Annotated in this window: 12 protein-coding genes and 1 other annotated feature; of the genes, 1 reads left to right on the top strand and 11 read right to left on the bottom strand. The window is 44.7% G+C overall.

What is annotated here, in order from left to right; translation table 11 throughout:
* Positions 1–100: 100 nt before the first annotated feature.
* Complete coding sequence (locus tag IGJ26_RS02160) at positions 101–991, top strand: ArsR/SmtB family transcription factor (RefSeq protein WP_008376111.1); 891 nt, start codon at positions 101–103, stop codon at positions 989–991.
* A gap of 71 nt (positions 992–1,062) precedes the next feature.
* Here IGJ26_RS02160 and IGJ26_RS02155 read toward each other — a convergent pair whose 3' ends face one another.
* From IGJ26_RS02155 to IGJ26_RS02105, 11 genes are all read right to left on the bottom strand, one after another.
* Complete coding sequence (locus IGJ26_RS02155; RefSeq protein WP_034872061.1) at positions 1,063–2,886, bottom strand: APC family permease; 1,824 nt, start codon at positions 2,884–2,886, stop codon at positions 1,063–1,065.
* A gap of 217 nt (positions 2,887–3,103) precedes the next feature.
* Entirely contained in the window at positions 3,104–5,806 is a 2,703-nt protein-coding gene (locus IGJ26_RS02150) for a YhgE/Pip domain-containing protein (RefSeq protein ID WP_016611396.1), read from the bottom strand.
* 15 nt (positions 5,807–5,821) lie between these two features.
* Positions 5,822–6,046, bottom strand: coding sequence for a hypothetical protein (locus IGJ26_RS02145; RefSeq protein WP_223347157.1), 225 nt, complete (start codon positions 6,044–6,046; stop codon positions 5,822–5,824).
* A 47-nt stretch (positions 6,047–6,093) separates the two neighbouring features.
* Positions 6,094–6,768 carry an HAD family hydrolase gene (locus tag IGJ26_RS02140; RefSeq protein ID WP_016611398.1) on the bottom strand — a complete coding sequence of 225 codons (675 nt, stop codon included), beginning with the start codon at positions 6,766–6,768 and terminating at the stop codon, positions 6,094–6,096.
* A gap of 46 nt (positions 6,769–6,814) precedes the next feature.
* Positions 6,815–7,615: a pyrroline-5-carboxylate reductase gene (gene proC / locus IGJ26_RS02135; protein ID WP_430599820.1), complete on the bottom strand. Its 801-nt coding sequence runs from the start codon at positions 7,613–7,615 to the stop codon at positions 6,815–6,817.
* 61 nt (positions 7,616–7,676) lie between these two features.
* The gene (locus IGJ26_RS02130; protein WP_005232219.1) at positions 7,677–8,378 is read right to left on the bottom strand and encodes a GntR family transcriptional regulator; all 702 of its coding nucleotides are present in this window, start codon (positions 8,376–8,378) and stop codon (positions 7,677–7,679) included.
* Between the two features lie 43 nt (positions 8,379–8,421).
* Complete coding sequence (locus tag IGJ26_RS02125; RefSeq protein WP_086316835.1) at positions 8,422–10,860, bottom strand: FtsK/SpoIIIE family DNA translocase; 2,439 nt, start codon at positions 10,858–10,860, stop codon at positions 8,422–8,424.
* A gap of 163 nt (positions 10,861–11,023) precedes the next feature.
* The gene (locus tag IGJ26_RS02120) at positions 11,024–11,827 is read right to left on the bottom strand and encodes an amino acid ABC transporter substrate-binding protein (RefSeq protein ID WP_005227273.1); all 804 of its coding nucleotides are present in this window, start codon (positions 11,825–11,827) and stop codon (positions 11,024–11,026) included.
* A gap of 13 nt (positions 11,828–11,840) precedes the next feature.
* Positions 11,841–12,473 carry an amino acid ABC transporter ATP-binding protein gene (locus tag IGJ26_RS02115; protein WP_005227272.1) on the bottom strand — a complete coding sequence of 211 codons (633 nt, stop codon included), beginning with the start codon at positions 12,471–12,473 and terminating at the stop codon, positions 11,841–11,843.
* A 12-nt stretch (positions 12,474–12,485) separates the two neighbouring features.
* Positions 12,486–13,130: an amino acid ABC transporter permease gene (locus IGJ26_RS02110; protein ID WP_005232226.1), complete on the bottom strand. Its 645-nt coding sequence runs from the start codon at positions 13,128–13,130 to the stop codon at positions 12,486–12,488.
* Positions 13,131–13,437: 307 nt separating this feature from the next.
* Positions 13,438–13,672 (bottom strand) — a binding site (T-box leader).
* 126 nt (positions 13,673–13,798) lie between these two features.
* On the bottom strand, positions 13,799–14,953 hold the full coding sequence (locus IGJ26_RS02105) for a cobalamin-independent methionine synthase II family protein (RefSeq protein ID WP_429961698.1): 1,155 nt from the start codon (positions 14,951–14,953) through the stop codon (positions 13,799–13,801).
* Positions 14,954–15,018: the final 65 nt, after the last annotated feature.

Here is a 15,018-nt window from a genome sequence, read left to right as displayed (position 1 = left end):
AAATATATTAATAACTAGCGAAATAAACAACGCTATTTACACAAATTAGCAAATATGTTAACATTCAAGTAAATCAAACAGTTTAAGCGGAGGTGACACGATGCAATTAGAAATCAATCAAGAAGCATTGCCTGTCTATGAGGCACTTGCCAGTAACGTGCGAATCAAAATCATTCAATTGCTGGCTAAAAACAAGATGAATGTCAAAGAGTTGGCACAAGAGTTAGGCTTAAGCAGCGCTATCATTACGATGCATATCAAAAAATTAGAAGAAGCCAAAATCATCAAAACAGAGCGTGTGGGGCAAAAAAAGATTTCCAGTTTGAGAGTGGACCATATCGATATCAACTTTCCTGAGAAAATCTTTAATGCCTTTGATACGAAAGAAACGGCGATACCGATCGGTCATTATACAAATTATTCGGTAGAACCAACGTGCGGGCTTGCTACTTCAGCTGATTTTGTGGGAATGGTAGATGAACCGAAGTTTTTCATGGATCCCCGACGAATGGATGCCCGCATCTTGTGGTTTACGAAAGGATTTGTCGAATACCAATCGCCAAACTTCTTAGCAAAAGAAGAAAAACTCGAAATGATGGAGATTTCAATGGAGGTTTCGTCTGAATTTCCTTTTTCCAATAACAACTGGCCGTCAGACATCACCTTCAGCTTAAATGGTGTGGAGCTTGGTACATGGACTAGCCCAGGGGATTTTGCAGATATTCGCGGCAAGTATACACCGGATTGGTATCCAGACAATCTAAATCAGTACGGGTTATTAAAGACGATTCGCATCATGGATCATGGAACCTACATGGAAGGTGTTCCTCTTTCCGACATTACGATCAAGGATATACCTGCCTACGAAGATACGTGGCATTTAAAAGTGGAAGTCAAAGAAGATGCCGAGCATGTCGGCGGTTGTACCCTCTTTGGCAAGGGGTTTGGGAATTACGATCAAGATATCAAACTAAAAATGTTTTATAGCTAAAAAAAACGCTAGTCTTAGCGGCTGACCCAAACATTTCTTTTGGGAATCAGGTCGCTAAACTAGCGTTTTTGTTATTTCTTCAAATGGTAACTGTACGTACTTACAATGATGTTTTCACGCCAAGAAAGTCTGAAACGCAAGCGCAGGCTTGTTTGGTTGTGCAAAATATTTTGCCAGCGACGTCTTGGAACAAACTGTGGAATGATGACGGTCGTTGTGTAATTGTGTTTGGCTGCATTGCGGCTGACTAGATCTACATAACGCAAGATTGGATTTTCAATCGAACGATACGAAGAATGAACGACGGAGAAACGCACGTCTGGGAATTTTTGCTTAAATTCTTGTTCGATCTCTTTTTCTTTCTTCACATCTTCATCCAATGAGACGTGCATCGCCACGACATAATCACCAATCGATTGGGCATAGTTCAATGCGCCGATATTTACTCGGGTAACATTTCCGACGAGAACGATCACGGTATTTCCTTCATAGACATGCAGTGCTTCTTGTTTTTCCAATCGCAGCTGTTCTGCGACTTTTTTATAATGATCATGGATCTTGTAAAAGATATACAAGAGGATCGGCATGATAATAAAGAATGGCCAAATATCGCCTAAGCGATACACGAACAAGATGGCAATGATCGCAAAGGAAATCAAAGCCCCAACGATGTTGGCGATCGATTTAAAGAACCAGCCTTTGCCTTCTTTTCTCCATTTGATCACCATTCCGCTTTGGGACAAGGCAAAAGGAATAAATACCCCAATGGAATACAAAGGAATCAAACGCTCGGTCGATCCTTGGAAGATAAACAATAATACGATGGAACCAGCAGCCAAGGTGATGATTCCGTTCGAATAGCCAAGACGGTCCCCACGGTCTTGATACATATGCGGCATATATTTGTCTTTCGCTAGGTTATACGCCAACACGGGGAAAGCTGAAAATCCGGTATTTGCGGCAACTGCTAAAATCAGTGCCGTAGCAAATTGCAAAACGTAGTACATAAACCCATGACCAAAAACGGCAGAACCGATTTGAGATAGGACGGTCACTTCTGTTTCTGGTACGATACCATACCAATAGTTGATAAAAGTGATGCCGACAAAGAAGAATCCTAAAATCGACGCCATGATTGTCAAGGTCGCAGCTGCATTTTTCGCCCGTGGTTTTTTGAAAAACGGCACCGCGTTACTGATCGCTTCGACCCCTGTCAAAGAAGAGGAACCTGATGAGAAAGCCCGTAAAATCAAGGCCACGGATACCCCAGGTACGACCGCTCCCGGTAGTGCGGTTGCATTTAACGGTTGCGCACCCGTTACGATATTGTACAAACCGACCACGATCAAGACTGTGATCACTGCGATAAAGGTGTAGACAGGAATCATCAAGAAGCTAGCTGATTCTCGCAACCCTCGCAGATTCATCATCATGATCAAGATTACGATCACGACAGAAATGGCCACTTGATGACCAAACAACGCCGGCACAGCTGAAGTGATAGCTTCTGCCCCTGCTGAGACGGATACTGCCACTGTCAGCATATAATCGATCAATAGAGAGCCGCCGGCAATCAGGCCCGCATTTTTCCCTAAATTTTCACTACTTACTACATATGCCCCACCGCCGTGAGGGTAAGCATGAATGATCTGGCGGTAAGACAAGGTCAATGAAATCAAAAGAATAATAACAAAAGCAGCGATCGGCAATGAATACCAGATAGCAGCAGCGGAAAGTGCCACTAATACGACAACGATCTGCTCTGTCCCATAAGCAATCGAAGACAAAGCATCAGAAGATAGCAACGCAAGGGCCGCCGTCCGGCTCAGTTTTTGTTCATCATTCTCTGCGGATTTCAATGGACGTCCGACCAACAAACGTTTCAAATACTCCACTTTTTCTACACTCCTTTTCATGAAAAAATCCTTCGTTAAACTTGTAACGATATCCTCACAAATATTGAATTATCAAGACTGTATGCTACTCTTGTAACCGCGAAAAGTCAATGAAAATCAGATGAAAAAACGACCCTTTTTCCCTCTTTTGATTATTAGAAATTTCACGTGATGGCACAAAAGCAGAAAGAACAAATGCTCTTTCTGCTTTAAGATTTTAGTGGAAGAAATGACTTTCTTTGGAAATGTCACTTAGTTTCTTCGTAGAGTTGACTAGATAAGGATACGCGTACGTACCGACGATCCCAAAGACTAGGAACAAAATCGTTAAAATGATCAACTGCGGGATAGCATTTGGCCAATAGATCCCACCGGCTGATTCTCTTAACAGATTGACCGCATGAGTAAACGGCAGTAGCGGATTAATGAATTGGAAGAACTTCCCAGAGACTTGGATTGGGTAGTTTCCTCCCCCACCTGAAATGGAGAGAACCAAAATAATGATGGCGATCCCTTTCCCGAGGTTGCCGAACAGTCCCGCCAGTACGTAGACGATCATCATAAAGGCGAGTCCGACGAGTAATGCGAAGAAGACACTGTACACAGGGTTGTGGACATCGACGCCTAATAAAAACATATTTCCTAGGGTCACGATCAAACTTTGGGCGACTGCCATCGTCAAGAACGTCAGCATCCGTGCCACAAAGGTTTCACGTTGTGTAAAGCGTTTTTTGTCTTTCTTCTCTAAATGATACTCCGTTGTAGCGACACTTGACAATAATAATGCCCCTACCCACAAACACAATGCGGTATAAAATGGTGTGCTAGCTGAACCATTGTTGGCGATTGGGTAGATTTCATTGCTTTTTAATTCCACTGGTTGTTTGAAGAAGTCGGCTTCATCCGTGGCATCAAGTTTCAATAATTTGATGACTTCCCCGAGATCGACTTCATTTTCTCCTGCTCGGATCGCATCAGCGGCTTTGTGGATGCCTGCTTTGATACTTGGCCAATCGTTATTGATTAAATCGACAGCCGCATCCAAGGCTTTTTCAACTTCTGGCAGTTTTTCATCCACCATCGCCATCGTAGAACTGATTTCTGATTTGATGGTTGGCCAATCGTTTTGCAAGAAGTCTACGGCCAGCCCTAATTTTTCTTCGACAACTGGCAATTCGTTGTTGTACAGGTCGGCTCCTTTGTTGATGGCATTGACGATTTCATCCATATGACCATTCAGCATCGTATTGGCATCGTGCAATTCTTGCTTGATGGCAGGCAATTCTTTTTGGTATTTTTCCAAAATCGTCACGGCATTGCTGACCACTGATTTGGTGGAAGACAGCAACGAGTCAAAATCGATTTCTTGGGCTTTTTTCAAGACATCTTCGGCAGTGGTGATGGTTTCGATTAGTTTAGTTAGAATGTCGTTGATGGTTGCAGTGATTGAATCAACATTGATGCTGTTCATGAGATTGGCAACGTTATTAGCTGCATCAGTAACTTGACTAAGGTATTGCTTAGCTGCTGTAACATCGCCGCTTTGCACAGCATTTCTAACCTGAGTTAACAACCCAGATACATTCGTCAAACGCCCTTTTGCGTCATTTAACTGACTGATCACGGCTTGAATTTGGGCATTTTCAGCTGAACCTTCAATATTTCCTAAAAATGCAATTAAGGCATCTAGCATACTTTGTTGTTGCTGAATGCTTTGTTGCAACCCATCAATTGTTTTTAAGATTGATTCTCGATCTTGTTCCAACTGCTCCTGGTTGATTGAATCGTTCAGAGCCTTCGACCATTTAGCAGTAGTTGTTGCCACTTGACTGATCGACTCAATCGTCACCTTCACACTGCTAGAAATACTTGGCAGGGCATCTTGCAACTGTTGCGCCCCATCTTTGGTCGATGTGGCGAAGCTGGCGGCTTGGTCGCCTAGTTGTTCGATCTGTGGTAACGCGGCTTGAACTTGTTCGATGACTTGCAGTCCTTGTTTGGCGGTATCGATGCCGTCCGTCATGGTGCTGGCAATGTCATCAAAATCATCATCGATCATCTTCAATTGTTTGCCGGCATTTTGGATCTCTGGGATCTTCTCTTGCAAGGTCAAAATGATGCTGGCTTCTTTCTTCAATGTCGGCAGCTTATCGTTTAGGCCAATCAGTTTTTCCCCCATGGCATCCACTTGCGGGATATAATCGGTAAATTCTTCAGCTTTTGCGATCTTTTCCTTGATTTCTGGAAACTTATCGTGCAAGGTGACGATCTCTTTCGTATAACCGTCGATCGTAGCCAAATTGTCATCGGTATCTAAGATCATGGATTTGACTTTGTTGATGCTGACTAAGTTGGAATCAATGTCATAGCCGATTTCATTGAAGACTTTTATTAACGTAGAGCTGGCAGTCTCAATAAAGTTTTGCGAGATCTCTTCTTGAAGACTGCTGGCTCCTTTTTCGGTGATTTTTGGTGCGATGGCGTTGATTTTTTGGTTGCTGTAATACTCAATGGTCGGTTTTTCAATTGTCCCGCTGGTAAAGCTGATCAGATCATCTGAAAAATCAGCTGGCAGATAAATACCGGCGTAATACTTTCCTGATTTGACTCCTTCTACCAAGTCCTCTTTTGAATCCACGAAACGCCAGCCTAACTGTTTGTTATCATGGAGGGTGTCGATGACTTCATCACCGATATCGATATGCTTGCCTTGAAATTCTGCCCCTTTATCCGCACTATACACGGCGATTGGCAATTCACTGGTGTTGCCATATGGATCCCAAAGTGCTTTGATATTGAACCACGCATAAAGCGAGGGTAAGATCATTAAGGCAATGATCAAAAATGCAGAGATTGGATTGCTGAAAATTCGTTTCCAGTCCAGTTTATATAAATAGAAAACATTCTTTAGTTTATTCATTTTTTTCTTCCCCCACTAGTTCTTCGTCGAAGGATAATTTACCATGTTTTTCCCCCGCCGCCAACGGCTACGATCGACCAAGAAAAGTCCTTTTGACAAATGGACGTTTTTGTCAAAATGAAACCCCTTTACTTTTTGTTTTTTTTCGCTTATTGTTAAACTTTCTTTAACTTTACCATGATGGCGAAAAACAAACCACTCATATCCTTTGAACTGTTTTTTTACCGGTCTTTTCTTCACAAAAAAAGCTTCCTTTTTCTGCAACGAAAAGGAAGCTTTTTTAGGTGTTATTTCAGTTGATCCTTTGCCAATAAATCATACACATATTTCAGTGAGGTGGCTTCGCCATATAACTGAAGTCCGGCCTTCTCTTCTGGGGAGTAGACTTGATCAAAACTTTGATCGGGAATCAACACGACATCGATCTCCGCACGTGTCGCAGCTGTTGCTCCCACAAGAGAATCTTCCATGACTAATGCTTTTTCTGCTGCGGCTTGCGCTTTTTCTAAAGTCAGCAAGTAAGGTGCGGGATCAGGTTTATGGGCGGAGACATCATCGCCAAAGGTCTGATAGTCAAAGGCCTGCAACAAATCGAAATGCGCCAACAATTCAGAGGCTCTTTTTTTCATCGTCGAGGTGGCTAGTGCCGTTTGGAAGCCTTTCTCCCTAGCCAATGCGATGGTTTCTTTCGCATAGGGTTTAGTTTTGAAGGTGCCATCAGTTATTTGCTGGGCAATATAGACTTCCCGTTCTGCTCGTAATTCCTGCACCCGCTGCTGACCGCCTACGAGGTCGGCTAATTTACTAGCCGTCTGTTGCCAACTTTGACCACGCCAACCAAAAATATCAGCGGCTGTAATCGGAAGCTGATACTTTTTAAATAGAGCCAACCACCCATCAAAATAGACTTTTTCAGTATCGACTAACAATCCATCAAAATCAAAAATCAAAAGTTCTTTCATAAACGCTCCTTCGTTTTGCTAAGATTTTCCCCTCACTCACTGGGTATCAAGACATTTCCCGACTTTTGTCAGCAGCTGCTTGCACTGCTTTGATGACAGCCGCACGAAAGCCATTTTCCTCTAAGGTTTTGACTGCTTGGATCGTTGTGCCCCCAGGCGAGCTGACACGATCCTTTAAGACACCTGGGTGTTCCTTCGTCTCTAGTACCATCTTCGCTGCGCCTAATACCGCTTGAGCAGCAAATTCATACGCCATCGGCCGCGGCATACCTTCTGCCACTGCTCCATCTGCCAAAGCTTCAATGAATAAATACGTGTAGGCTGGCGAAGAACCACTGACACCAATGACTGCATCGATCATGCTTTCTGGTACTTGCTCGGCTTTCCCAAGGCTTTCAAAAAGTTGTTTGACTTCGTTGGCTTCGGCTTCCGTTACTTGACCGTTGGGGCTGATAGAAGACATCCCTTCGCCGACAAGTGCGGGGGTATTTGGCATGACCCGCACGATTTTGTGCGCACCGATGATTTCTTCCATTTGCGCGATCGTCACACCCGCGGCAATGGATACTAGCAAGTGTTCCTCAGTCAATCCTGCTTTTAAATCAGCAAGCAAGCGGGGAAAGACAAAAGGTTTGACTGCTAAGACGAAGATCTCTGCTTTTTCTGTGACATCCGCCAGCTTAGTTGTCCCAGTGATTCCGGTTTCTTTTTCTAATTGTGCCAAAGTCGACTCGTAGCGATGGTTATAAACCAAGATCTCTGCTGGTTCATACAGCTTTGCTGCAATCAAGCCATTAATGATAGCTTTTGCCATGTTACCGGCTCCTAAAAAGGCGATTTTTCTCATGTATTTCACGCTCCACTTCTGATTTTGGTACCACTTTTTGCTAAAAAAGCCTAATCAATGACTAGGCTTCAAATTCGATCATATACGGATGCAAGGCAGTGTTATAGATCCCTTCTGTATATTCTACCACTTCTCCTTGTAGATCATACGAATAACGGGTTCGTTTCAAGGCAGCGACCTCCGGCGTGATCATAAACTTCTGTTGCTCTTCAGTCAACGTCGTTGCCACAAACGCATCTTGAAAGCGATCGATGATCATTCGATGTTCATCCAATAGGCGATACAATGATTTTTCTTCAAAGACCTCGATGGAGGTTCCCTTTAGTTGCTTTGGCAAATGGTACTCATAGTAAATAAAAGGTTGGTGGTCAAAATAGTACATGCGACGTAAACGCATGACTTCTTTGCCCATCAAAGAATACGCAGGGTGTTCAGGCGCAAGTTCGACTAATTCATAGCTGAGGTTTTTCTTTGTGTATTCCTTGCCGGTCTTTTCAAGCAATTGGCTAAACGTCGTGCCTTTTGACAGCTTGTTGTAGGGGCGATTGCTTAAAACCGTCGTCCCACGTCCGCTGCGTTTTTCCACATACTCATCTGCCGCTAACAATTCGATGGCTTTGCGGACAGTGATCTTGCTGACATTGAAGGTAGCTTCCAATTCTGTTTCCGTCGGTAAAAATGAACCAATCGGGTAGCGACCCGACATGATGTCTTCTTTGAGCTTATCGGCAACATCACGGTAAAGAATGTGTTTGCGTTTCATTGCTATCTCGCCTTTCTCTCATTGGATTGGTCTGGTGTTCTCCTTATTCATCAAAGGTAGGAATGTCTTCTGGTTGCGGCTCAATCAAGACTTTCCGCGGCTTGCTGCCTTCAGAAGGTCCCACGACACCTTGATCTTCTAATTCATCCACTAACCGAGCCGCTCGGTTATAGCCGATGCGGAAACGTCGCTGCAAGAGAGAAACGCTGGCGGTCTGCATTTCCACCACAAGGGCTTTGGCATCTTCGAACAGCTCATCTTGCGGTTGTCCGCTGCTGCCGGCACTCGTTTCTTCCTCAGTGACCATCATTTTTTCTTCATAATTGGCTTCTTGCTGATCTGTCACGAATTCAACCACTCGTTCGACTTCTTGGTCGGAAATAAAGGCCCCTTGGACCCGAATCGGTTTGTTCTCACCCATCGGCAGATACAGCATGTCGCCGCGGCCCAGCAGTTTTTCGGCCCCGTTCCCATCAATGATGGTCCGAGAATCGACACCGCTGGAAACAGCAAACGCCATCCGTGATGGAACATTGGCTTTGATGATCCCTGTAATGACATCCACACTTGGTCGTTGCGTTGCTAAGATCATATGGATACCAGCTGCCCGCGCCATTTGTGCCAAACGAATGATGGCATCTTCGACTTCGTTGCTAGCAACCATCATCAAGTCAGCTAACTCATCAACGATCACCACAATGAATGGCAAGATCGGACGATTTTCGCCATCTTCTAAATTCTTATTGATTACTAAATCGTTGTAGCCAGTAATATTTCGGACCCCAGTTGCCGCAAATTTTTCGTAGCGTTCTTCCATTTCCTTGACCACTTTTTGCAACGCTTGCGCCGCTTTGCGAGGATTGGTCACAACGGGTGTCAAGAGATGGGGAATCCCATTGTAAACATTTAATTCAACCATTTTCGGGTCGATCATCATCAGTTTGACTTCATGGGGTTTTGCCCGCATCAAAATACTGGTGATGATGCCGTTGATGGCTACGGACTTCCCGCTCCCGGTCGATCCGGCAATCAAGAGATGGGGCATTTTCGTTAAGTCTGCCGTTTGGACACGGCCAGAAATATCGCGTCCTAAAGGTACTTCTAATAGTTTATCTGGATGATCTGGTTGGGCTTCGATCACTTCTCGGAATGAAACCATGCTGACTGCGCTGTTTGGAACTTCGATCCCAATCAATGATTTCCCTGGGATCGGCGCTTCCATCCGCACATCTTTGGCGGCCAAGGCTAAGGCGATATCATCGGTCAACCCGACGATTTTGCTGACTTTGACCCCTACTGCTGGTTGAACTTCGAATTTGGTTACTGCTGGTCCTAAGCTAGCTTTGACGACTTTTGCGTCAACACCGAAGCTTTGGAAGGTGGTTTCTAACACACCAATATTTTGTTCGATCTTTTTGTACTCGCTGCTTTGATCCGTTGAAGGGATCGAATCGAGTAATTGCGCTGAAGGCAATTCATAATCACGATTTTCAGCTTCTTCCGAAATCTCAAATTCCAATACTTCACCATCGTCATCGAGGATCTCCCCGTCTTCGTTGACCTTTTTGCTTGGTCCCGGTTTGTTTCCTGCTGGATGCGGTGCTTGAGCGGCCTCTGGTCCCGTCGCTTGCGGCAATTCTTGGAAGTGGTCGATGGGTACAAAGCTCAGCTGCTCTGGTTCAAAATCAACTGGCGCTTGCATCTGCTGTTCTTTTGCTGATTTTTCGTCTTCTGTCATTGGTCGGACTTGATTCTTTTCTTTGATCTCCGCCATGACTGCTGCTCGCTCGGCTTCTTTTTTGGCTTCTTTCGCCGCTTGTTTCTCTGCTGCTCGTTCTGCTTTGCGGGCTTCTCGTTCGGCTTGCTTTTCTGGAGAGCCTTCTAACAACCGCTGCAGCTTGTCACCAGCTGCTTGCAGGTGCTCCACTAACTCGTGGCTGCTCATTTGGCTGAACAAGAACGCCCCGATCAGCATGAGTAAAACAGCGATGATGTAGCTGCCGATCTGGGAAACAAGAAAATAGGTCGCCCCATAAAGCATGGCGCCAATCATTCCGCCCCCGACATTTTGGGTCACTTGGCTGCGCCGGATATCGCCTAACAGCGTCATCCACGTCGTTTGGAAGACATTGGCTTGTTCTCCCACCACATTACTAAAGATTTGCGCATGGAGGATGATCAGTAAGCCAAAATACACCAATACACAGCCAATCACTCGCCGAATACTCTTAAACCGAGCATCGGTCGTTTTGATCGCTAACCAGACACCATAAGCGGCTAGGGCAACACTCAAAAATTGGTACGTGTTTCCGCCAACGATCCGAAACCCGTTGGCAATCAAGGTTCCTAAAAAACCTAAATGGAAAAAGCCAAATATCGAAAACAAGACAAAGAGCAGGCCGACGCCGACCAGCATTAATTTCTCTTGCTGTTTTTGTTGTTTTTTTGTTTTGCGTTTCTTTGCGCGTTTTTTTTGCGCCATTTCTATCCCTCTTTTCATCTTTCCCTATTATAACGAAAAAAGAAGGCGAACAAAAGTTTTCCTGTGAGAAATTTTGATTAGGTGCTAGAATTTACGCGAAAATTTCTTAAATGATGAAAAAAACACCAGCTGCTAAGCAGCCAGTGCCTCTTGTTGACTTGTTTTAGTTTGGTGTGACGTCTTCGCCAAACCACTTTTCAGAGATTTCAGCAAAGGTACCATTGTCTTGCAATTCTTTCAAACCATCATTGATTTTATCTGCCATGGCTTGATCGTCTTTACGCACACCTACGGCAAAATCTTCTGCTTCAAAAGGGCTTTCGATTTCGTTGAAGTCATCGGTTTTGCCTGTTTGAGTCAAATAATATTCTGCGTAGACGCGGTCGATCAAAAGACCGTCGATCCGACCGTTTTCTAGATCGATAAAGGCTTCATTAAAACTGGCATACAAGGTTGCGTCATTGCCGTCTACAAGATCCTTCAAAACTTCCGGTTGGTTATTGAAGGTCTCATAACCAGAAGAACCTTCTTGGGCACCTAAGACTTTGCCCTCCATATCATCGAAGCTAGTAATGCCGCTGGCTTTTGCTGTGACCAAGACTTGTTTGTTTTCCATATAAGTATCTGTAAACAATACTTTTTCTTCACGAGCTGCGGTTTTGGTATACCCGTTCCAGATCATATCGATGGTGCCATTGCTTAGTTCGGTTTCTTTCATGGACCAATCGATTGGTTGAAATTTGACTTTGGTTCCTGTTAGATCCAAAATCGCTGTGGCTAAATCCACATCAAACCCAACGATGTTGCCTTGGTCGTCTTTAAAGCCCATCGGTACAAAGGTATCGTCTAGGCCGACGATCACTTCTTCTTTGTCAGCGGCACTGGTTGTGGTGTCATTGCTGCTGCCACACGCCCCTAATAAAAATACACTTGCTGCTGCGATTCCCGTTAATAGTAATTTTTTCATTTTGTTCTCCCCCTTATTCTCCTGCTACTTTTAATAATTGATCGCCGATATTTTCGGCAAAAACCAAATCATGGGTCACCACGATCTGGGTCACTCCTTCTTTTTTCAGATCCAAGATCAGCTGTTCGACTTGCTGTCTCAAGCCTGGATCTAAGGCGCTGGTAGGCTCGTCATAGGCCAACACTTTGGGATTCATCGCCATCGCTCGTGCGATAGCCACCCGTTGCCGCTGCCCCCCAGACAATTGGAAGGGATATTGGGCTAATAGGTCACTTAACCCTAGTTTTTCTGCCAACTGTTCGGCTTTTGCTGTATACGCGGCTTTGTCTTGTTTTAGCACCATTTTTGGTGCCAAAGTGATGTTTTCAAAAACCGACAAGTGGGGAAACAATTGGAAGTCTTGGAAGACGACACCGACGACTTGTTCTTGTTCTTTTGTGTCGGTGGGATCAAAGGCTTTGCCATCCAGTAAAAAGCTTCCAGAATCGATCGTTTCTAACCCAGCCAGTGTCCGAAGCAAGGTGGTTTTCCCGCCACCGGAAGGACCGACCACCGCTAAGATACTGCCGTCTTCGATCGTCAGGTCTAGCTGATCGATGACTTTTTTAGCGCCAAATGATTTTGATACTTGTTTTAGTTCTAACATATGTGGTTCCTCCTAACGGTAATAGTCCAGTTTGGTCTCGATTTGTTTTAACAATAACGTGAAGACGCCCGTCATCACCAAGTAGATCAAGCCGACCCCAACTAACGGAAGCAAGGTACTGTCTCGCTCCATGGCGATTTTTCCGATTCGCATCACGTCTGACAAGCCCAAGATGTAGACGAGGGATGTGTCTTTGACAAGATTGATGACTTCATTGCCGACAGATGGCAGGGTGATCTTGACAACTTGTGGGATGATGATTTTTTGGATCGTTTGGATTGGGGATAAACGCAAGACTTTCGCAGCTTCGTATTGTCCGGCTGGAATCGATTGGATCCCCCCACGGAAAATCTCAGCAAAATAAGCAGCGTAATTGATGATAAAGGCGATCAAGGCTGCTTCAAAGCGATCAAAGACGATCCCTAAAATCGGCAGACCGTAGAAAACAAAGATCAACTGCAGCAATAAAGGCGTTCCTCGCATCAACCAAACGTAGACTTGCACGATCAATTTCAAAATACGCAGGCGACTGGCTAAAACAAAGGCAAACAAGATGCCTAAGGGAATGGACCCGATTAAGGTCAGTGCGAACAATTTAACGGTGATTCCGGTTCCTGAAATTAGTTGGGGCATAACATTGACTAAATACTCAAACATGGTGACTTCCTCCTTGATAGGTTTCAATTTCGCTTGGCAGAAAAACAGCTTAGCGACGGCTTACTCCGACGCTTATGTGGCGCTGTGCGTTGGCTGGTGAGGGCAACTGGCAAGTTTCATTTTTCTAAAAAAGAAAAACAAAAAAAGCGCACACTGGCATTTGCCAGAGGACGCTAGATACGTGGTTCCACCTCAATTTGCCTTTCCTTCACAGGAAAAGGCCTCGTGCAGTCTTTGTGATCCTTCCACTTTCGGTTTTCGGTGAGCCGCAAAAAAAGAGAAAAAAAACGTCCCCTAGCCATTACAGCTAAAGGACGTTATCAACGCGGTTCCACCTTTGTTTATCAGTGCTTCACAGCAACTGAACTCAGAAAGTCATCAATCAATGACTGCTGCTGTAACGGGCAGACCCGGTCTCTCCTACTTTTCTTTCGGAAAAACGACTCCAAGATGTGTTTCACAACCATGCGTTATCTCTTTGCACCAACCAGAGACTCTCTTCAAACAGCAAGCCTTGCTACTCTTCTTTTCGATGTCTGTTTCATTAAGTTGTGTCTTACTTTACTCGCTCTTAAAGAAAATGTCAAACATTTTTTCTGAAATTTTCGAAACTTTGTGGAATGCACCGATTTCCAGGGGAAGATTCAGGGTAAAGAACACGCAACTGCTTAACCGAAGTATGCTTCAGCTAATGCTTGCCCTTGCTTGATTTTTGCCCATTGCTGCTCAGTCGAAAGCTCATTGCCGCAGTCACAAGAGGCAAAGCCGCATTGATGAGAAAGATAAAGCCGATCCTTAGGAATGATTTGACTAGCTTTGTCTAATAAGGCGATCACTCGCTCTTCATCGTCTAATGTGGCGGTTTTGCTGGATAATAAGCCTAAGACAACTTCCACTTCTGAACGATCTTTCAGCGCTTCTAAAGCCGAGATATCACCGGCACGGTCATCGTCCCACTCCAGGAAAAAGCGGTCATAATGCTGATCACGTAAGAATTTTTCGGCGATCGCTTTGTAGGTACCACTGGCTGCCGCGCGGCTTTGGTAATTGCCGCGACAATTGTGGGTCCAGACTTTTAATCCTAATTCGTGGGCGTAATCAGCGACTTCGTTGTTGATCGCCACGAATTCATCGGCTAACGCTTCTAAGCCGTCATTGCCTTGGGTGAAGAAGCTCTTGTCATTGTCTTCAGCAAATAGTTCCCATAAACAATCATCGAACTGAACGATCTCACCACCGGCTTCTCGGTATTCCTGCAAGAATTCCTTGTAGGCGTTAAGCAGCCCTTCCCGCAAGGCTTCTTTCGTTGGATACACCTGACCTTCACCAACGAGGTCGTTAAAGACAGTCAGCTCGGTAAATGCGTGGGCAGCCCCCCAGACGGTGATTTTGACTGGCAAGTCGCCAGCTTGGCGTTTGGTTTCTTTAAACAATGTCAAGTAATGATGGTTTTTGCCAGATAATGGTTCTGTGATCCGGATGCCGATGTCTTTACGTGTCTCAAAATGTCCACCGTCCAAATCTTCAAAGGCATACCCATGATCGGAGATATAGCGCTCAACCCCTTTTAATCCCCAGAGAAAATCCAGGTGCCACATTGAGCGGCCGTGTTCGCCGTCTGTGATGACTGTGATGCCGTGTTCTTTTTGCGCTGCAATGATGTCAGCGATCGCTTTTGCTTCCGTTTCTTGGTAGCCAGGAAACGCATCATAAAACGGGTAGCGGATGTCCTCCCGATGCTCGATTTGATTTTTGTAGTCCAATAAATCTTGTGGTCGTAACAATGACCCCACAAGCTGAAATTTGTCTGTTGCCATATCCATTCCTCCTATACAAAGTTTTCAAAATTGTTAGATTTATTCTAGCAAACATCTTATACTATAGATAA

The sequence above is a fragment of the Enterococcus sp. AZ095a genome (assembly GCF_050546735.1).
Classification (GTDB): Bacteria; Bacillota; Bacilli; order Lactobacillales; family Enterococcaceae; genus Enterococcus_D; species Enterococcus_D entomosocium.
Note: the sequence above shows the minus strand (reverse complement) of the source record. Positions and strands in the feature narration are given on the sequence as shown.